The 18103-nt window shown below is 68.6% G+C and carries 15 protein-coding genes; 3 read left to right on the top strand and 12 right to left on the bottom strand.

Annotation, left to right across the window (positions count from 1 at the left end; all coding sequences use genetic code 11):
* The 4 genes from QZ749_RS14460 to QZ749_RS14475 all read right to left on the bottom strand — a co-directional run.
* Positions 1-4118 (bottom strand): filamentous hemagglutinin N-terminal domain-containing protein (locus QZ749_RS14460; RefSeq protein ID WP_296948200.1); only part of this gene is annotated, 4118 nt, incomplete at its 3' end.
* 10 nt (positions 4119-4128) lie between these two features.
* Positions 4129-5727 carry a ShlB/FhaC/HecB family hemolysin secretion/activation protein gene (locus tag QZ749_RS14465; RefSeq protein ID WP_296948203.1) on the bottom strand — a complete coding sequence of 533 codons (1599 nt, stop codon included), beginning with the start codon at positions 5725-5727 and terminating at the stop codon, positions 4129-4131.
* 220 nt (positions 5728-5947) lie between these two features.
* Complete coding sequence (locus QZ749_RS14470; protein WP_296948205.1) at positions 5948-8242, bottom strand: CHASE2 domain-containing protein; 2295 nt, start codon at positions 8240-8242, stop codon at positions 5948-5950.
* Between the two features lie 5 nt (positions 8243-8247).
* The gene (locus QZ749_RS14475) at positions 8248-9864 is read right to left on the bottom strand and encodes an HD domain-containing phosphohydrolase (protein ID WP_296948208.1); all 1617 of its coding nucleotides are present in this window, start codon (positions 9862-9864) and stop codon (positions 8248-8250) included.
* Between the two features lie 180 nt (positions 9865-10044).
* On the opposite strand from QZ749_RS14475, the gene QZ749_RS14480 reads away from it, so the two are divergent.
* Both QZ749_RS14480 and QZ749_RS14485 read left to right on the top strand, forming a co-directional pair.
* Complete coding sequence (locus tag QZ749_RS14480) at positions 10045-10983, top strand: MBL fold metallo-hydrolase (protein ID WP_296948211.1); 939 nt, start codon at positions 10045-10047, stop codon at positions 10981-10983.
* Between the two features lie 98 nt (positions 10984-11081).
* Positions 11082-11318: a hypothetical protein gene (locus QZ749_RS14485; protein WP_296948213.1), complete on the top strand. Its 237-nt coding sequence runs from the start codon at positions 11082-11084 to the stop codon at positions 11316-11318.
* Between the two features lie 77 nt (positions 11319-11395).
* On the opposite strand, the gene QZ749_RS14490 is transcribed toward QZ749_RS14485, so the two are convergent.
* The 7 genes from QZ749_RS14490 to rpsF all read right to left on the bottom strand — a co-directional run bounded on the left by QZ749_RS14490 (position 11396) and on the right by rpsF (position 16154).
* Positions 11396-12406, bottom strand: a complete 1011-nt coding sequence (locus tag QZ749_RS14490) for an inorganic phosphate transporter (RefSeq protein ID WP_296948216.1) — start codon at positions 12404-12406, stop codon at positions 11396-11398.
* Positions 12407-12428: 22 nt separating this feature from the next.
* Positions 12429-13055 (bottom strand): DUF47 domain-containing protein, encoded by a 627-nt coding sequence (locus tag QZ749_RS14495; RefSeq protein ID WP_290412090.1) that lies wholly within the window; start codon positions 13053-13055, stop codon positions 12429-12431.
* A gap of 76 nt (positions 13056-13131) precedes the next feature.
* Complete coding sequence (locus tag QZ749_RS14500; RefSeq protein WP_296948219.1) at positions 13132-14517, bottom strand: replicative DNA helicase; 1386 nt, start codon at positions 14515-14517, stop codon at positions 13132-13134.
* Positions 14518-14626: 109 nt separating this feature from the next.
* Complete coding sequence (gene rplI, locus QZ749_RS14505) at positions 14627-15079, bottom strand: 50S ribosomal protein L9 (RefSeq protein ID WP_296948222.1); 453 nt, start codon at positions 15077-15079, stop codon at positions 14627-14629.
* Between the two features lie 46 nt (positions 15080-15125).
* On the bottom strand, positions 15126-15416 hold the full coding sequence (gene rpsR, locus QZ749_RS14510; RefSeq protein ID WP_036249492.1) for a 30S ribosomal protein S18: 291 nt from the start codon (positions 15414-15416) through the stop codon (positions 15126-15128).
* 35 nt (positions 15417-15451) lie between these two features.
* On the bottom strand, positions 15452-15745 hold the full coding sequence (gene priB / locus QZ749_RS14515) for a primosomal replication protein N (protein WP_296948234.1): 294 nt from the start codon (positions 15743-15745) through the stop codon (positions 15452-15454).
* A 25-nt stretch (positions 15746-15770) separates the two neighbouring features.
* Positions 15771-16154, bottom strand: a complete 384-nt coding sequence (gene rpsF, locus QZ749_RS14520) for a 30S ribosomal protein S6 (protein ID WP_036232978.1) — start codon at positions 16152-16154, stop codon at positions 15771-15773.
* A 405-nt stretch (positions 16155-16559) separates the two neighbouring features.
* Here rpsF and lexA point away from each other — a divergent pair, with 405 nt between their 5' ends.
* Positions 16560-17204, top strand: coding sequence for a transcriptional repressor LexA (lexA, locus tag QZ749_RS14525; protein WP_296948238.1), 645 nt, complete (start codon positions 16560-16562; stop codon positions 17202-17204).
* Positions 17205-17283: 79 nt separating this feature from the next.
* Here lexA and QZ749_RS14530 read toward each other — a convergent pair whose 3' ends face one another.
* Positions 17284-18087: a tetratricopeptide repeat protein gene (locus tag QZ749_RS14530; RefSeq protein ID WP_296948240.1), complete on the bottom strand. Its 804-nt coding sequence runs from the start codon at positions 18085-18087 to the stop codon at positions 17284-17286.
* Positions 18088-18103 lie beyond the last annotated feature (16 nt).

An 18103-nucleotide genomic window follows, 5' to 3' on the forward strand; every position in this document is an offset into this window, starting at 1 on the left:
CCGGCACGGGCCGGCTCGGCCACGCACTGGGCAAGGGTCGGCAGCACCGCCTGGCATCCGGCGCGGGTCGGCTCGGCCACGCATTGGGCAATGGTCGGCAACACGGCCTGGCAGCCGGCACGGGTCGGCTCGGCCACGAACTGGGCAAGGGTCGGCAGCACCGCCTGGCAACCGGTTCGGGTCGGTTCGGCCACGCACTGGGCAAGGGTCGGCAGCACCGCCTGGCAACCGGCGCGGGTCGGCTCGGCTATGCACTGGGCGATGGTCGGCAGCACGGCCTGGCAACCGGCGCGGGTCGGTTCGGCCACGCACTGGGCGGTGGTCGGCAGCACGGCCTGGCAACCGGCACGGGTCGGCTCGGACACGCACTGGGCAAGGGTCGGCAGCACCGCCTGGCAACCGGTTCGGGTCGGTTCGGCCACGCACTGGGCGAGGGTCGGCAGCACCGCCTGGCAACCGGTACGGGTCGGCTCGGCCACGCATTGGGCGATGGTCGGCAGCACGGCCTGGCAGCCGGCGCGGGTCGGCTCGGCCACGCATTGGGCGATGGTCGGCAGCACCGCCTGGCAACCGGTTCGGGTCGGCTCGGCCACGCATTGGGCAATGGTCGGCAACACCGCCTGGCAACCGGTGCGAGTCGGCTCGGCGACGCACTGGGCAATGGTCGGCAGCACGGCCTGGCAACCGGCGCGGGTCGGCTCGGCCACGCACTGGGCAATGGTCGGCAGCACCGCCTGGCAACCGGTGCGGGTCGGCTCGGCCACGCACTGGGCAAGGGTCGGCAGCACGGCCTGGCAACCGGTACGGGTCGGCTCGGCCACGCACTGGGCGATGGTCGGCAGCACGACCTGGCAGCCGGCACGGGTCGGCTCGGCCACGCACTGGGCGATGGTCGGCAGCACGGCGCTGCAGAAGGATTGGCTCGGATCGGCCACGCAGGCCTGCACCGCCTGCGCCAGCACCTGCGCGCAGCCGGCGCCGTCCGGATTGGCGATGCAGGATGCCAGCGCCGATGCCGGCAGGTGCAGCTTGTCCGGGCTGGACACGCTGATGCTGTTCGCGGCGATCTGCGTCGCGCCGGCCACCAGGTCCACGTTGCCGCTCTGCGACTTGACCAGCGCGCCGGCGGCGATCGTCAACGTGCCGCCGTTGCCCGCTTCGAGGCGCACGTTGCCGCTGTCGGTCGTCACGCGGCCTTCGATGGTCAAGGGGCTGTGGGCGGCCAGGCTGATGTCGCCGCTCCCCGTGCGCACGTCGCCGCCCGCCACGCCTGCGCCGGTGTCGGCCACGTAGGCCGGCACCGTCAAGCCGCCGACGCTGTCGACCGTGATCGCACCGCCGTTGTCCGCGCCCTCCTGCACGGCGCTGGCAAGGACCAGCGCGCCCTGGTTGGCGATGTTGATCGGACGCGTGCCGCTGCCCGCGTTCCAGGCCGACAGCGTGGACGCCGCGGTATGCAAGGGGCTGGTGGTCGCGCCGATGCCGGCGCTCGAGCGCAGCGTCACGGTCGACGCGCGCACCGTACCGCCGCCGCCGATGCCGGCAGCGGACAGGCTGGCCGCCAGGCCCCTGACGTCGGCGTTCAGCGCCAGGCTGCCGGTCGTATCCAGGCGCACGGTGCCGTTGGCCGCCGTGACGCCGTCGATGCCGTCGACGTTCCCGACGGTCAGGCCGGTGCGGGCCGCGACCTGGAAGCCGCCGGCGCTGCTGCCGGCCAGCGTGCCGATGCCGTGCTGGCCGTCGAGCGCGACGTCGCCGCCGCGCACCGCCAGGGCGCCCGCGACCAGGGCGCCGCCGGCGCCGTCCGCGATGGTGGACGTCGATTGCAGCACCAGCGTGGCCGGCACGGCCAGCAGCGCATCGACCTGCAGCGCGCCGGCGCCGGCGTCGAGCACGATGCGCTCGGGGGCGCCGCGGATGCCGGACAGGTCGGCCGCGCCGGCGATCGTCAGGCCGCCGCTGGCGCCTTCCAGCCCGCCGATCGTCAGCGTGCCCGCGCGGATGCGCTCGAGCGCCGCGGTGCCGATCGCGAAGCCCGGCTGTTCGTCGGCGCCGCCCACCGCGATGGCGGTGGCGGTGCTCGCCGGCCGCAGCGTGACACCGCCGTCCAGGACGGTGACGGTGTCGCCGATGCGGATGCGGTCGCCCTGCAGCAGCACCGAGGCCGAGGCGCGCAGCGGCGCGCCCACGTCGATCAGGTTCTCGGCGCCGTACAGGTTGGCGACGAAGCGGCTGCCCGGCGCGCTGCCCAGGTCGACCGGCGCGTCGATCAGGATCGCGCCGGCATTGTCCAGCACCAGGTGCGAGGACAGGTTCAGCGCCGCGTCGATCCGCAACGGCGCCAGGTGGCGGCTGTTGCCGAGGTTGATCTCGTAGGCACCGGCGCTCAGGCGGCCCAGGCTGGCGGCGTCGAGCCACAGGCTGCCGGCGTTGCCGCTGCCGCTGCCGCTGCCGACCACGATCGGCCGGGAGGCGTCGGACGAGGTCAGCGTCAGCACCGGCGCCTGGACGCCGGCCGTGCCGACCGCGCCGTCCAGGGTCATGCGGTCGGCGCCGATGTCGATGTAGTTGTCGGACCGGAGGGCGCCGTTCGCGCCCAGCGTGAACGCATGTCCGGCGCGGAAATCGAGGTCGCCGTCGCGGCTGGTCACGGCCGCGTCGACATGGATGTCGTTGCCGGCCTGGGCGCGCACGCTGCCCTTGGCGTCGAGCGCGCTGCTGATGGTGAGGTCGTGGCGCGCCTGCAGCACTACGTCGGCGCCGCTCGCCACGAGGGTCGCAGGAGCGATCCGCGTCACGCCGCCGGACGCGCCCGCGCCGGGCGTGGCGACGTCGCCGGCGGCCGCGGTGCCGCCCGCCGTCACCTCGATGTCGTGGGGATCGAGCAGCCAGGTGCCGGCCTTGCCGGCGGCGCCGCCGCGCGCGTCCACGCGCAGGCCGGCGGCGTCGAGGTCGTGGCCCGAGGTCTCGACCATGCCGCCGGCGCCGGCGCCGTTGCCGCGCGCGGAAATGCTGCCGCGCGCCGTGGTGGCGCCGTCCGACCACAGCACGACCTTGCCGCCGTTGCCGCTGCCGCCCTGCCCGCCCAGGCCGTCGGCGCGGATCGACGCGTCCGCCGCCAGCACGGTCTGCTGCGCGCGCACGGTGGCGCCGCCGCCCTGCCAGTCGCCGCCGGCCAGCACGGTGCCGCCGGCCGCGCCGCTGGCGTCCACGCGCGCATCGCCGTCCAGGCGCACCTGCGCGCCCAGCAGGTGGATGGCGCCGCCGTCGGCGCCGCCGCTGCCGGCCGCGCTGGTGACGCTGCCCGCTTCCAGCACGGTGCTGCCGCTGGCCTTGAGCACGATCCTGCCGCCGGCGCCACGCACCGCGCTGTCGGCGCTGACCAGCCCGCGCTGGTTGACCAGCGCACCGTAGATGCCGATGCGTCCGCCCTGGGCGATCACCTGGCCCAGGTTGACGGCCCGGTCGGCCGGCGCCGACAGCACCACGTGCAGGTCCGGGTCGCCCGCGTCGACCAGTTGCACGCGGTGGCCGGCGGCCAGCACCACGTCGCCGTTCGGCGCGCTGACGATGCCGCGGTTCTCGACGTCGGGCGCGACCAGGTAGACGCGGCCGCCGGACGGCGTGGCGATCGTGCCGTCGTTGCGCACCGCGCCGGCGCTGGCGGCGCCCTGGAACACCTTCCTGCCCGCCAGGAAATCGGCGTTCGCGATGTCCAGCGTCGAGGCGACCAGGCCGTTCACGTCGACGCGCGCGCCCTGGCCGAACAGGATGCCGTTCGGATTGATCAGGAATACCTTGCCGTTCGACTGGAGGGCGCCCAGGATGCGGCTCGGGTCCTGGCCCAGCACGCGGTTGAGCACCGCGCTGTCGCTGTTCTGCTGGATGAAGCGGGTGATCTCGCCCGCGCCGACGTCGAAGCGCTGCCAGTTGATGATGGTGCCGGGCGTGTTCGTGATCGAAAACACATTGCCCTGCTGGGAAAAGCTGGCCTGGCCGGCCACCACCTGGGGCAGCGTCGGCGCCGCCTGGGCGCCCAGGTGGCTGGCCGCCAGCAGCAGCGCGCCGAGCTTGCGCGCCAGCGTGCGCACGGATGCGCGCGGGGAAGTCGTGGTCATGGACGGGTCCTCAATAAGCCAGGGTCAGGCGCAGGTGCAGCTTGTTCCTGCTGCTGGCGTTCACCTGGCCCACGTGCACGGCGTGGCCGTAGTCGAGCTGGAGGTTGGCGTTGCCGCCCGCCGCGACGCGCAGGCCCAGGCCGACGCTGGCGATGCCCGCGCTGCGCAGTTCGCCCGGCAGCGCGTGGTGGCGCTCGCCCCAGGCCGTGTCGTAGAAGCCCAGCAGGCGGCACTGCCAGCCGGCGCGCCGGCACAGCTCGGGCGTGTACAGCTCGAGGTTGGCGACCGCGCCGGTATCGGTGGCCAGGTCGCGCTCGCCGAAGCCGCGCACCGTGAAGCTGCCGCCGGCGCCGAACTGCTCGCCCGGCACCAGGGCGTCGCCGGTGAGCTGGCCGTTGACCAGCGCGCGCGCCTGCCAGTCGCCGCCCAGCGCGCGCGACAGCACGCCGGAAAAGCGCAGCATGGCGTAGCCGGCCCGGGCGCCGCTGCGTACCGCGGCGAAGTCGGCCGCCGCGCCGCGCGGGCCGCCCGGCACGTTGCGCAGCAACGCCAGCGAGAACGCCGCGTCGCCGCCATCCAGCCCGTACGTGCCGGCATAGGCGACGCTCAGGGGCCGCACGGTGACGTCGTTGCCGAAGTCCTGGCCGCCGAACACGACGCTGTTCTTGTAGGCCTTGACGTCGATGCCGTAGACCACGCGCGCGTCGAGCCGGCCGCGGCGCGCCAGCAACTGGTTGTAGCGGGCGCCGGCCACGCCGCCCTTGCCGCTCACGGCCAGGTTGACCAGGCCCGCGGCCACCGAGCCGGAATCGACGTTCGAATAGCTGGCGAACAGGTCGAGCGAGTCGCCCCGCCCGTACAAGGGCACGTGGTAGCCGGCCGCCCACACGCCGACCCGGTCCGGATGCTCGCTGGTGGTGGTGTACTGCAGCGAGCCGACGTGGTCGCGCCCCCACAGGTTGGCGTGTTGCAGCAGCACGCCGGCATGGGTCTCGCCGGTCGCCTCGGTGCCGCTGTTGTCGACGTTGAGCATGACCTTCCACGGGCGCTCGTCCTCGACCTCGACGCGGGCGTCGATGTCGTCGCCGGTGTCCGCGCCGGCGAGATCGAGCCGGACGTGGCGCGCCGGGTTCTCGTTGGCCAGGCGCAGGTTGGACGAGACGTCCTTCAGGTTCGGCGTCGCGCCCGGGCGCAGGGCCGGCAGCGCGGCGCGCACGTTCGCTTCGGACACGTGCCGGTTGCCGCCGACGAGCACCTGGCGGATGCGCGGCTGGATCACGTTCAGGCGCACCACGCCGCCCTCGAGTTCCTGCTCGGGCAACTGGACCGTGACCACGTTGTAGCCGCGCGCATGGTATAGCGCCTCGAGCGCTTCGAGCGCGCGCTGCACGTCGCCGAAGTCGCGCGCCCTGCCCGCGTGCGGCGCCAGCGCGGCCTGCACGTCGGCGTCCGGCAGCAGCGTATTGCCGGCCACGTCGAAACGGGCGATGTCGAAGCGGACCGGGTCGTCGGCGGCCATGGCGCCGGCGCCGCCCTCCTGCGCGAGGGCCGCGCCGACGGCTGCGGCCAGCACCGATCCCGCGAGCAGGCGTGCGATCCGGTGTGTCATGTGTTTGCTGTGCATGTCGTCGTTGTTGTGCGGCCGCGCGGGGCGGCGCCGGCCCGGCGTGCGTCGAGGCGCGCGGGCGATCATCCCTGTGACCGGCAGTGTAAACACCTTTGACTTGCCAAGGAGTAAAAAAGTTGAAAATTCACAATTTTTCGCGCGCGACGCCTCCGGCGGCGGGCCAGGCGTTGCGGGCGCGAGACGCCGGCCGGCGCCGCCGGACTTACTTGGTGTCGAACGTGGTCACGCCATCCCAGCCGGCGCCGGGCGGCTCGGCGCGCCAGCGGGCGATGCGCGCGAGGTAGAGGCGGTACAGCGCGACGCCGGGACGGGCCTGCGCCAGCGCCGCGATGCGCGCCGCGGCCGCGTCCCAGTCCTGGGCGCGCACCAGCGCCAGCGCGGCATCCCAGTCGCGCAATTCGTCCAGCACGGCCTGGCCGACCGCGTCCAGCCTGCCGAGCGGCTCGTAGATCGCGACCGGCGCGTTCTTGCCCTTCACGCGCACCCGGTCCAGCTCGCGCCAGGCGAATCCCGGCGCCTGCGCGCGCGTCGCCGCGCCCACCGCGATGCCGACGCCGTAGACCTTGGTGATGCCTTCCAGGCGCGCGCCCAGGTTCACGGCGTCGCCCATCACGGTGTAGGCGCGGCGGATGGCCGACCCCATGTCGCCCACGTGCATCGGTCCGGAATTGACGCCGATGCCGATCGCCAGCGCCGGCCAGCCGCGCGCGCGGAACTGCGCGTCCAGGCGCGCCGCGCTGGCCTGCATCAGCAGCGCGGTGGCCACGGCGCGCGAGGCGTGGTCGGGAAACGCCACCGGCGCGCCCCAGAACGCCATCACGGCGTCGCCGATGTACTTGTCGAGCGTGCCCTGGTGGCTGGCGCGGATGTCCTCGGACATCGCGGTGAGATACAGGTTGATGTATTCGCGCAGTTCCTTCGGCCCGAGGCCCTCGGAGATGGTGGTGAAGCCGCGCACGTCGACGAACATCACCGACAGTTCGCGGCTCTCGCCCTCCATGCTGTAGGCCTGCGGATCCTCGGCCATTTGCGCCACCAGTTCCGGCGCCACGTATTCGCCGAACCGCGCCACCAGCGCCCTGCCCTTGCGGAACTCGAACAGCCAGCCCCAGGCCAGGTTCAGCACGAACAGCAGCGCCACCAGCAGCAGGCAGGCGACCATGTCGAGGGCGATGTCCTGCACCCGGTACATGTACAGGTTGAAGCCTGCCACCAGCGCGAAGGCGCCGGCCGCGGCCAGCACCGCCGCCAGCGGGCCGAGCGCCGGCAGCAGCAGCGCCAGCACGGCGCCCACCAGCAGCACCTGCACCATCTCCAGCGCCAGCGCATAGTCGGGCCGGCTCTTGAAGCGGCCGTCGAGGATCGACTTGATCACGTTGGCGTGCACCTCGACGCCGGGATAGGTGGCCGAGACCGGCGTGGCGCGCAGGTCCATCAGTCCCGGCGCGGTGGTCCCGACCAGCACGATGGTCCCTTCCAGCACGCCGGCCGCCACGCGCCCGGCCAGCACGTCGGCCGCCGACAGGTAGCGGAACGCCCCGCCCTGCGGGCCGCCGCTGCCGCGGAACTGCACCTGCGCCAGCAGGCCGTAGCCGGCCGGGATGCGCCGTTCGCCGTCCGGGCCGAACAGGCTGATCGCCTCGGCGCCGCCGGATGCCAGCGCCGCGTCGGACGCCGCGCCGGCGCCGCCGTACGGCAGGATGCGCTCGGTCTTCAGGTAGACGGCGGCGGTGGCCAGCGCCAGCGTCGGGTAGTAGCCGTCGCCGATGCGCTGCAGCAGCGAACTCGATCGCACCAGGCCGTCGGCGTCGGCTTCCACGGTGAAGCTGCCGGCCGTGCGCGCGGCCCCCTGCAGGCGCGCCAGATTGGCTTCGTAGCCGTCGGCGCCGTAGGCGACCAGTTCGCGCCCGCCCAGGTCGGCCACGGTGAAGGCCGGCGCCGGCAGCGCCCCCTTGGCGATGCCGGACGCCAGGTTATAGCCCAGCACCACCGGCCGGCCGGACAGCGCGCGCGCGAACAGGCCGTCGTAGTCGAGCGCCGGCTGCAGCGCCCGCAGGCGCCGCTGCAGGTCCGGCACGTCGCGCAGCTCGCCGCGCGCCAGGCCGTCCAGCACGGCGTAGCCGGAACTGGTGTCGGGCTCGGGAAAGGAGATGTCGAAGCCGATCGCCGCGGCGCGGTACTGCCCGGCGAGCCGGTCCACCAGCCGCGCCAGCTTGTCGCGGCTCCATGGAAAGCGGCCGACCTCGGCCAGGCTTTTCGTGTCGATGTCGACGATGACGATGCGCGGATCGCGCACGGGCGTGTCCAGGCGCATGCGCATGTCGCCGACGACGGTGTCCTGGCGCGCGATGGCGTCGCTGCTCCACACGCCCATCGTGTACAGCAGCGCCGCCAGCACCAGCGCCAGGCCCAGCGTCCAGCGCGCCCAGTATCGTGCGAAGCGTCGCGCCAGCTGCCGGCGCAGCGCGGCGCACGCCCGTACGAAGCGGCCGGCCATGGGGCTCAGGGCACGTAGCCGGGAATGGCCGACTCGTCGACGGCGTCGAGCTGCCAGGGCGCCAGGTTGGCGCGCGCGAACCCGAGGTAGACCTTGCGCCGCACGAAGATGTCGAACAGGTCGGGGTCGATGTGGCCGTTGAGGGCGAACCTGCCGAGGATGTCGAGCGACTCGGACAGCGTCTTGCCCTTCTTGTAGGGGCGGTCGCAGGCCGTCAGCGCCTCGAAGATGTCGGCGATCGCCATCACCCGCGCCGGCACCGACATCTGGTCGCGCGTCAGGCCGCGCGGATAGCCCTTGCCGTCCATGCGCTCGTGGTGGCCGCCGGCGTATTCCGGCACCTTGCGCAGGTGCTTCGGCCAGGGCAGCGATTCGAGCATGCGGATCGTCACCACGATGTGGTTGTTGATGATCCTGCGCTCCTCGTCGGTCAGGGTGCCGAAGCGCACGGTCAGGTTCAGCACCTCGTCGGCGTCGAGGAAGTCGCGTTCGATGCCGTCCGGCCCGGTCCAGCGGCGCGCGGCGATGCGGCGCACGCGCTCCTGGTCGTCCGGGCTCATGCCCTCGCCGCCGACGTTGGCGCGGCGCAGGAAATCGCGGTCGGCGCGCAGGCGCGCCTGCTCGGACGCCAGGCGGTCGTCGATCGCCGCGCGGTCCGCGCCCGCCACGCATCGGTCCCGCAGCGCGGCGATCTCGGCGTCGCGCAGCAGCACCTCGAAGCGGGTGTCGACCAGGTGCACGCGGTCGAAGATGGTTTCCAGCTTGGTCGCCTTGTCCACCACGTGCACCGGCGTCGTGATCTTGCCGCAGTCGTGCAGCAGGCCCGCCAGGCGCAGTTCCTTGCGGTCGCCGTCGTCCATGCGGAAGTCCGCCAGCGGGCCGCTGTCGGTCGCGTGCGCCGCCTCGGCCAGCAGCATCGTCAGCTCCGGCACGAACTGGCAATGGCGCCCCGTGTACGGCGACTTCTCGTCGATGCCGATGTTGATCAGGTTGACGATGGCTTCGAGCAGGCCCTCGAGCTGGCCGATCAGCTGCTGCTTGGTCAGCGCCACCGCGGCCTGCGCCGCCAGCGCCTCGATGAAGCGCTGGTCGGTGTGCGAGAACGGTTGCACGGCGCCGTCCGGCGCGCGCGCATTGATCAGCTGGAGCACGCCGACCAGTTCGCCCTCGTGGTCGAGCATCGGCACGGTCAGGAACGACTGCGAGCGGTAGCCGAACTGGCTGTCGAACGCGCGCATGCCGGAAAAATTGAAGCCGTCGGCCCGGTACACGTCCTCGATGTTCACCGATTCGCGGCGGTTGGCCGCATAGGCCACCACCGAGGACAGGTCCGGCTGGCCGCCGGCATCGAACAGCGGCAGCGGCGCCAGCGCGATCGGGCTGCCGCCCACCCCGCCCTGGCGCAGGCCCAGCGTGTCGTTCAGCGAGATGTGGAAGCACATGCTGCGCCCGTCCGCGCTGGGACGGTACAGGGTGCCGCCGTCGGCATGGGTCATGTCCTTGGCGACGCGCAGGATGCGGTCCAGCAGGACGTCGGCGGCATGGCCGGTGCCCAGCGCGACGCTGAGTTCCGTGAGCAGGTCGAGCCGCTCGGCGATATTCGATGGGACAGGTTCGTGCATGGCGTCGTGCGGAAGTCGACCGGCATGCAGGAAGACCATATTCATTGCCGGATTGAAATTTTCGACAGTGTAGCGCCCTTGTGCCTGGCTGTACATGACCTGATGTGAATCTACAAATGCTTAAAGTTAATTACATAATTCCTTTATCATCCGGTAGGTACGACAACGGCAAGGAGCATCATGAAATTCCGATTCTGGGGCGTGCGCGGCTCGATCCCGTCCCCCGGACCGCATACCGTCCGCCATGGCGGCAACACCACCTGCATCGAGGTGCGCAGCGACGCCGGCCTCCTGCTGGTGCTGGATGCCGGCACCGGCATCTTCCCGCTGGGCCAGGAGCTGATGCGCCGCCGCGCCGCCGATGGCCGCCCGGTGGACGCCAACATCTTCATCACCCACAGCCACTGGGACCACATCCACGGCCTGCCGCTGTTCACGCCCCTGTTCGCGCAGGACAGCCGGGTGTGCCTGCACGGCGCGCGCGACGAGGCCACCGGCCAGGGCATCGAGCACGTGCTGAAAAGCCAGCTGCGGCACAGCTACTTCCCGGTGGCCGAGGACGCGCTGGGCGCCACGCTTTCCTACCGCACGCTGGCGGCCGGCGAGGCGTATGCGCTGGGCGACGTGCTGGTATCGAACGTGCTGATGAACCATCCGGTGACCAACTTCGGCTACCGCGTCGCTTGCGGCGGCCAGTCGCTGTTCTTCACCGGCGATCACGAGCCGTTCGTCAATCCCTGCCCGCCCGGCGCCGTCGGCCGGGAGGCGGCGCAGCGCGAGATCGAGCGGCGCGAACGCGCGATCGAGGCGGCGATGGCAGGCGTGGACGCGCTGGTCGTCGATTGCTCGTACACGGTGGAAGAATATCCGTCCAGGCAGGGCTGGGGCCACGGGACCTACGACGCGGCGATCGCGCTGGCGCTGCGCGTGGGCGCGCGCGCCCTGTATTGCACGCACCACGAACCGACCCGCTCGGACGACGACCTCGAGGCCGTGTTCGCCGAGGTGCTGGCGCGCTGGGCCGGGCGCCTCGACACGCCGGCCGGGCCCTTGCGCGTGGCGCTCGCATGGGAAGGCCTCGAGGTCGACCTCGACGCACCGGCGGCGACGGCGCCATGAATTTCAGGTTTGTGACATTTGGTGAGGAAGTCCCGTGCCGTTTTGACATATCGTATGAGATCAGGCATCCACCATTGTCCACATCGGGAGAGTCAACGATGAAATACCCAGTCCTTGCGCTGTGCGGCGCCGTCCTGCTGTCCGGCTGCGCAAGCTTCGATACCCCCGGCCCGTCCGGCAACATGGCGCTGGCCAGCAATGGCGCCGTCGGCTATACCGGCTCGCGCATCGCGCGCCCGAACGGCCCGACGTCGAACGTGAGCATCGTCGACAAGAAGTCCTTCGAGCAGGAGATGCTGGCCAATCCGGCGCCCTTGCCGCTGCCGTTCCAGTGACCCGGCGCTGGCGCCGGCGGACGTGAAAAAAGGCGGGACATCCCGCCTTTTTTACGTCCGCCGGGCCTGGCCCGCGCTTACAGGATCTTGGTGCCGATCCACCAGGCGATCGCCGACATGAAGGCGGCCGCCGGGATGGTGAAGATCCAGGCCCAGACGATGTTGCCGGCCACGCCCCAGCGCACCGCCGACGCCTTCTGCGAGGCGCCCACGCCGACGATGGCGCCGGTGATGGTGTGGGTGGTGGACACCGGGATGCCCCAGTGGCTGGCCATCAGCAGCGTGATGGCGCCGCCGGTCTCGGCGCAGAAGCCGCCGACGGGCTTGAGCTTGGTGATCTTCTGGCCCATGGTCTTGACGATGCGCCAGCCGCCGAACAGCGTGCCGAAGCTGATCGCCGCGTAGCAGGAGATGATGACCCACAGCGGCGGGTGCGCATCGGCGGCGTTGGTGTAGCCGCCGGCGATCAGCAGCATCCAGATGATGCCCATGGTCTTCTGCGCGTCGTTGCCGCCGTGGCCCAGCGAGTAGCTGGCGGCCGACACCAGCTGCAGGCGGCGGAACCAGGTATCGACCTTGCGCGGCGTGGAGCGCACGAAGATCCACGAGACGATCAGCATGATGATCGAGCCGAGCACGAAGCCCAGCAGCGGCGCCACCACGATGAACGCGACGATCTTCCACAGGCCCGCGGCCACCAGCGAACCGGTGCCGGCCTTGGCCACGGCCGCGCCCACCAGGCCGCCGACCAGCGCGTGCGAGGAGGAGGACGGGATGCCGTAGTACCACGTGATGACGTTCCAGACGATGGCCCCGACCAGGGCCCCGAAGATCACGTAGTGGTCGACCACGTCGGGATGGATCGTGTCCTTGCCGATGGTGCCGGCGACCTTCATGCTGACCACGAAGATCGCGAGGAAGTTGAAGAAGGCCGCCATGGCGACGGCCGTCTGCGGCTTGAGCACCCCGGTCGAGACGACGGTCGCGATCGCGTTCGCCGAATCGTGGAAGCCGTTCATGAAGTCGAAGACCAGCGCTAGAAAGACGAGCAGGCCCAGCACATAAATGCTGATGTGAATGGTGTTCATCGTTGTTGTTATTGTTGTTGGCTTACGCGTTCTCGACGATGATGCCTTCGATGATGTTGGCGACGTCCTCGCAGCGGTCGGTGACGGTTTCCAGGATCTCGTAGATCGCCTTCATCTTGATCAGGTTGCGCACGTCCGGCTCGTCGCGGAACAGCTTGGACATGGCGGCGCGCATCACGTGGTCGGCGTCCGATTCCAGGCGGTCGATCTCTTCGCAGATGGCGACCATCTTCTGGGCGTTGTCCATGTTGTGCAGCATGCCGACGGCCTGCTGGACCTTCTCGCAGCAGGCCAGGCACAGCTCGGCCAGGCGCTTGGCTTCCGGCGTAACGGCCTGCAGATCGTACAGCGAGATGGTCTGGGCGGCGTCCTCCATCATGTCGAGGATGTCGTCCATGCGGGTGATCAGCTTGTGGATGTCGTCGCGGTCGAGCGGGGTGATGAAGGTCTTGTGCAGCAGGTCGACGGTGGCGTACGTGATCTTGTCCGCCTGTTTTTCGATGCTTTCCACGGCGTGCGTGCGGTTTTCCAGGTCGTCGAAATTGGTCATCAGGCCGACCATCTCGTGCGCACCCTTCACGCACAGGGCGGCGTGCTGGTTGAACAGGTCAAAAAACTTGCCCTCCGTGGGCATGAGGCGTCCAAACATTGTAGTTCTCCGTTGGTGTATCTCTTGGGACTTCTTGGGAAGGCCGCAGGGTCGGTGCCCCGCGGTCGTTTGCGGCTTAATCGCCTTGGTAAATACCGAGGCTGCCGCTGTAGTTGCCGAACTTGGTGTACATGCCCATCCAGGTCAGGCGAATGGCGCCGATGGGGCCGTTACGCTGCTTGCCGATGATGATTTCGGCAGTACCTTTGTCGGGCGAGTCCGGGTTGTAAACTTCGTCACGATACAGGAAGATGATCACGTCCGCATCCTGCTCGATCGCGCCCGATTCGCGCAGGTCGGACATGACCGGGCGCTTGTTGGGGCGCTGTTCCAGCGAGCGGTTCAGCTGCGACAGCGCGATCACCGGGCAGCCCAGCTCCTTGGCCAGGCCCTTCAGGCTCCGGGAAATCTCGGAAATCTCGGAAGCGCGGTTGTCGCCCGGCTTGGAACCCTGCATCAGCTGCAGGTAGTCGACGATGATCAGGCCGAGCTTGCCGCACTGGCGCGCCAGGCGGCGCGCGCGCGCGCGCATCTCGATCGGGTTCAGCGCCGGCGTCTCGTCGATGAAGATCTGGGCATCGTTCATCTTCTGGATCGCGTGCGTCAGGCGCGGCCAGTCCTCGTCGGTCAGCTTGCCGGTACGCAGGCGGTGCTGGTCGAGCTGGCCAATCGAGCCCAGCATACGCATCGCCAGCTGCACGCCGCCCATCTCCATCGAGAAGATCGCGACCGGCAGGCCGGCGTCGACGGCGACGTTCTCGCCGATGTTGACGGAGAACGCGGTCTTGCCCATCGAGGGACGGCCGGCGACGATCACGAGGTCGCCCGCCTGCAGGCCCGAGGTCATCTTGTCGAGGTCGATGAAGCCGGTCGGCACGCCGGTGATCTCGCCCTGGTTCTCGCGGCTGTAGAGTTCGTCGATGCGCTCGACCACCTGGGTCAGCAGCGGCTGCACCGGCAGCCAGCCCTGGGCGCCGCGCGCGCCCTGCTCGGCGATCGCGAAGATGCGCGACTCGGCCTCGTCGAGGATCTGCTTGACTTCCGCGCCCTGCGGATTGAAGGCCTTGCCGGAGACTTCGTCGGCGACGGTGATCAGCTGGCGCAGCACGCCGCGATCGCGCACGATCTCGGCATAGCGGCGGATGTTCGCGGCCGATGGCGTGTTCTGCGCCATCGCGTTGAGGTACTGCAGGCCGCCCACCTCCTCGGCCTTGCCGAGCTGGACGAGCGCTTCGTACACCGTGATCACGTCGGCGGGCTTGCCGGCATTGATCAGGCGGACCATCTGTTCGAAGATGATCCGGTGGTCGTAGCGGTAGAAATCTTCCGCATGCATGAAGTCGGCAATACGATCCCATGCCGCATTGTCGCGCAGCAGGCCGCCGATGACGGACTGTTCTGCTTCGATGGAATGCGGGGGAATGCGGAGCGACTCGATCTGCGGGTCTGCTGGGGAGTTCATGGCCGGCATTATACCTGTTCCCCATCGGCCGCTGAAATCATTGGTGAGTTTTTTAAAAGCAAAAAGCCGGGAGAACCCGGCTTTTTGTTCATTCTAGCAACAGAATGATTTAGGCAGCTTCGCCCACGACCGCGATGGTCACGTCGACGACGACGTCGGTGTGCAGCGCGACGGCAACCGGGTGCTCGCCGGTGGTCTTCAGCGGGCCGGTCGGCATGCGCACTTGCGCCTTCTCGACGGCGAAACCTTGCTTGCTCAGGGCTTCGGCGATGTCGAAGTTGGTCACGGAACCGAACAGGCGGCCGTCCACGCCGGCTTTCTGGGCGATGGTGACGGTCATGCCACCCAGCTTCTCGCCCTGGCCTTGTGCGGCTGCCAGCTTCTCGGCAGCTGCCTTTTCCAGTTCGGCGCGCTTGACTTCGAATTCCGCGACGGCGGCTTGGGTAGCGCGGCGGGCCATTTTTTGCGGGATCAGGAAGTTACGTGCGTAACCGTCCTTGACCTTGACGACGTCGCCCAGGTTGCCGACGTTGACGACTTTTTCCAGAAGGATGACTTGCATTTTATTCTCCAGTTATCTGACTATGCTTGTTGCCGTAAATCGACGATCAGGCGTTGTGCAGGTCGGTGTACGGCAGCAGGGCCAGGTAACGGGCACGCTTGATCGCGGTGTCCACTTGGCGCTGGTAGTGCGCCTTGGTGCCGGTCAGGCGGGCCGGCATGATCTTGCCGTTTTCCTGGACGAAATCCTTCAGGGTGTCGACGTCCTTGTAGTCCACCTGTTCCACGCCAGCGGCGGTGAAGCGGCAGAATTTCTTGCGCTTGAACAGCGGGTTCTGCTGTTTGCGCTTCAGTTTTTCTTTGGCTTTGTTCTTGTCGAATTTTTTACCGAATGCCATTTCGAGGCTCCTGTATCTAAATGCGTGCCCGCGGTCTACGCGGCGGCACTGAAATCAATGATGTGAAACACCAGGGTCTTGCTGTGACGGCTTTTCCTGGCCAAGAATCCCGTGAAGCGGTACATCGCGCCCAGTTCGGCGTTGGCGAATCGACCCGAAATCTCCCCCGCGGCGAGCGCGGGAATCTCGAATTCGACCTGCCTGGCAATCCGCGCTTCCGTCTGGGTCGAACCGTGTTGCAACAGTCCGCCGACGATGGGAATGCCTGCCGGGGTGTAGCGCAGGATGTCGCGTTCCAGGATGCTTGCGACCAGCGACAGCTCGTTCACTTGCCCTTGCGTGCTCCCGCGCGACTTAGGCTGCGGCGGCCGGAGCGGCGGCCTGCTCGGCGCGGTGGCTCTTGGCTGCGTCTTCGCGCTGGACCGACTTCATCATCGGCGACGGCGCGGTCTCGGCCTTCTTCATCTTCACGGTCAGGTGACGCAGCACGGCATCATTGAATTTGAATGCGGTTTCCAGCTCGACCAGGGTCTCGTTGTCGCACTCGATGTTCATGCAGATGTAGTGTGCCTTCGGCAGCTTCTGGATCTGGTAAGCCATTTGACGGCGGCCCCAGTCTTCGACGCGGTGGATGTTGCCGCCGCGCGAGGTGACCGTGGTCTTGTAGCGTTCGATCATCGCCGGGACTTGTTCGCTCTGGTCCGGGTGGACGATAAACACGATTTCATAATGACGCATGAAAACTCCTTTAGGACGTTTAAACAAATGCCCACCTCGGCGTCAAGACGAGTGTGGGAAGGGAAAGCCAAACATTATAACCTCAAAAAGGTCAAGAGCTCAATCGCTTTGTCGCGCCGCCCGGCCGGCGCCGGCGCCCTCACCTTCCAGTGGCGCAACGCGAAAAAAAAGCGGGATTCCCCTTGCGCGCGGCGCAATACTGTACAAAAATACAGTCTGATCCCATAGCGGCAATCCGCCATGGCCGACCAATGGTTGCTGACTTATCGCTGAGTCATCGCTGACTCGTCGCCGAATCGGCGCCCGATTGTCGTCGAATCGTCGTCGAATCGTCGTCGAAGCGGCACCGAACCGTGGTCGTCATGCGCGCGAACCGCCTTTTTTGCACCAACCAGACATTGACCCATGCTTAAGCTCACCGCACGGCAAGAACAGATCCTCAACCTGATCAAGGAAGCGATCGACAATACCGGCTTCCCGCCGACCCGCGCCGAGATCGCCCAGGAGCTTGGCTTCCGCTCGGCCAACGCCGCCGAGGAGCACCTGCAGGCCCTGGCCCGCAAGGGTGCGATCGAAATCTCCCCGGGCACGTCGCGCGGCATCCGCCTCGTCGGCACCAGCGCCGCGGCGCCGGAACCGGCGCCCGTCGTCCCCGCCGCGCTGCTGATGTCGCTGCCGCTGGTCGGCCGCGTCGCCGCGGGTTCGCCCATCCTGGCCCAGGAACACGTGGAGGCGAATTACTCGGTCGACCCGGCCATGTTTTCCGCCAAGCCGGACTTCCTGCTGAAGGTCAAGGGCTGGTCGATGCGCGACGCCGGCATCTGCGACGGCGACTTCCTGGCCGTCAAGAAGGTCGACAGCGCCAAGAACGGCCAGATCGTGGTCGCGCGCATCGGCGACGAAGTCACCGTCAAGCGCTACCGCAAGACTGGCGGCATGATCGAACTGCTGCCGGAAAATCCGGACTTTTCCGTCATCACCGTCGATCCGCAGAACGACGAGTTCGCGCTCGAGGGGCTGGCGGTGGGGTTGATGCGGTCGTGGCACTGAGTGACACTGAGTGGCACTGAGCTACACTGAGCGGCCATGACGGGGCGGCACGGGACTGCACTGGGCAGCCCCATGCCTCTTATTTCGAATTCGAGTAATTACTGCGGCGCGCGTCGATCTCCCGCTGGCGTTCTTCCGACGGCGTGCCGTTGACGATCTCGTTGTGTTCCTTGATGTAGGCCTCGGTCGCATTGCGCCATGCCGTGAAATCGGCCACGACCAGCTTGCCACCGATCTGCGTATCCTCCGCGAGGCGCTCGCCGACTTCCTTCAGGTGCGCCGTGGCCGTGTCCATCTCGTCCTTGGTCAGCAGTTTCTGGACATCGTCCGGAATACGCTTGGTGAGCGGCATCGCCGCGTTCAGGTAGTTGACCCAGCGATTATGGCACTCCTGCCACGCCGTCATCCGGGCACTGTAGCGATCGATGTCCTCGTTGACCTTGGACACCGCGGGAAAACGCGGCGCCGGGCACCGGTAGGCGTCCGTGCGCAGGTCGCTTCCGTCGTAGCCGCTGATCCAGTACGCCAGGTCGGCGCGACGCGTCTCGCGTTGCTGGATCAGGTCGAGCGAAGCGATCGCCACCTTGTTGCCCTTGGCCGCCGCCTTGCGGAACCATTCGCTGGCCTTCGGCATGTCGACCGCGCCCGCCTCGCCATAGAAATACATTTCGCCCAGGTGCTGCTGGGCCATCACGTTGCCGGCATTGGCCAGTTTGGTGTATTTCTGCAGGGCTTCGGAATAAGCCTTCCTGGCGAACAATGCGTCGGCGTCGGCCAGTTCATCGGCGCGGGCATGCCCGGTGATACCGATGCTCAAACAAAAAAAACAGGCGATTAACGATTTCATCGATAAAAAAATAATGGCAGGCAATGATCCGATCATAACCGGACTTGCCTGC

This window comes from uncultured Massilia sp. (assembly GCF_913773735.1).
Lineage (GTDB): Bacteria > Pseudomonadota > Gammaproteobacteria > Burkholderiales > Burkholderiaceae_D > Telluria.

Excerpts from the sequence above, each read along its gene's own strand:
- rplI (WP_296948222.1), bottom strand. The coding sequence starts at position 15,079 with ATGCAAGTCATCCTTCTGGAAAAAGTCGTCAACGTCGGCAACCTGGGC.
- QZ749_RS14495 (WP_290412090.1), bottom strand. The coding sequence starts at position 13,055 with ATGTTTGGACGCCTCATGCCCACGGAGGGCAAGTTTTTTGACCTGTTC.
- QZ749_RS14485 (WP_296948213.1), top strand. The coding sequence starts at position 11,082 with ATGAAATACCCAGTCCTTGCGCTGTGCGGCGCCGTCCTGCTGTCCGGC.
- QZ749_RS14500 (WP_296948219.1), bottom strand. The coding sequence starts at position 14,517 with ATGAACTCCCCAGCAGACCCGCAGATCGAGTCGCTCCGCATTCCCCCG.
- rpsR (WP_036249492.1), bottom strand. The coding sequence starts at position 15,416 with ATGGCATTCGGTAAAAAATTCGACAAGAACAAAGCCAAAGAAAAACTG.
- QZ749_RS14470 (WP_296948205.1), bottom strand. The coding sequence starts at position 8,242 with ATGGCCGGCCGCTTCGTACGGGCGTGCGCCGCGCTGCGCCGGCAGCTG.
- QZ749_RS14480 (WP_296948211.1), top strand. The coding sequence starts at position 10,045 with ATGAAATTCCGATTCTGGGGCGTGCGCGGCTCGATCCCGTCCCCCGGA.
- rpsF (WP_036232978.1), bottom strand. The coding sequence starts at position 16,154 with ATGCGTCATTATGAAATCGTGTTTATCGTCCACCCGGACCAGAGCGAA.
- QZ749_RS14490 (WP_296948216.1), bottom strand. The coding sequence starts at position 12,406 with ATGAACACCATTCACATCAGCATTTATGTGCTGGGCCTGCTCGTCTTT.
- QZ749_RS14530 (WP_296948240.1), bottom strand. The coding sequence starts at position 18,087 with ATGATCGGATCATTGCCTGCCATTATTTTTTTATCGATGAAATCGTTA.
- QZ749_RS14465 (WP_296948203.1), bottom strand. The coding sequence starts at position 5,727 with ATGACACACCGGATCGCACGCCTGCTCGCGGGATCGGTGCTGGCCGCA.
- QZ749_RS14475 (WP_296948208.1), bottom strand. The coding sequence starts at position 9,864 with ATGCACGAACCTGTCCCATCGAATATCGCCGAGCGGCTCGACCTGCTC.
- lexA (WP_296948238.1), top strand. The coding sequence starts at position 16,560 with ATGCTTAAGCTCACCGCACGGCAAGAACAGATCCTCAACCTGATCAAG.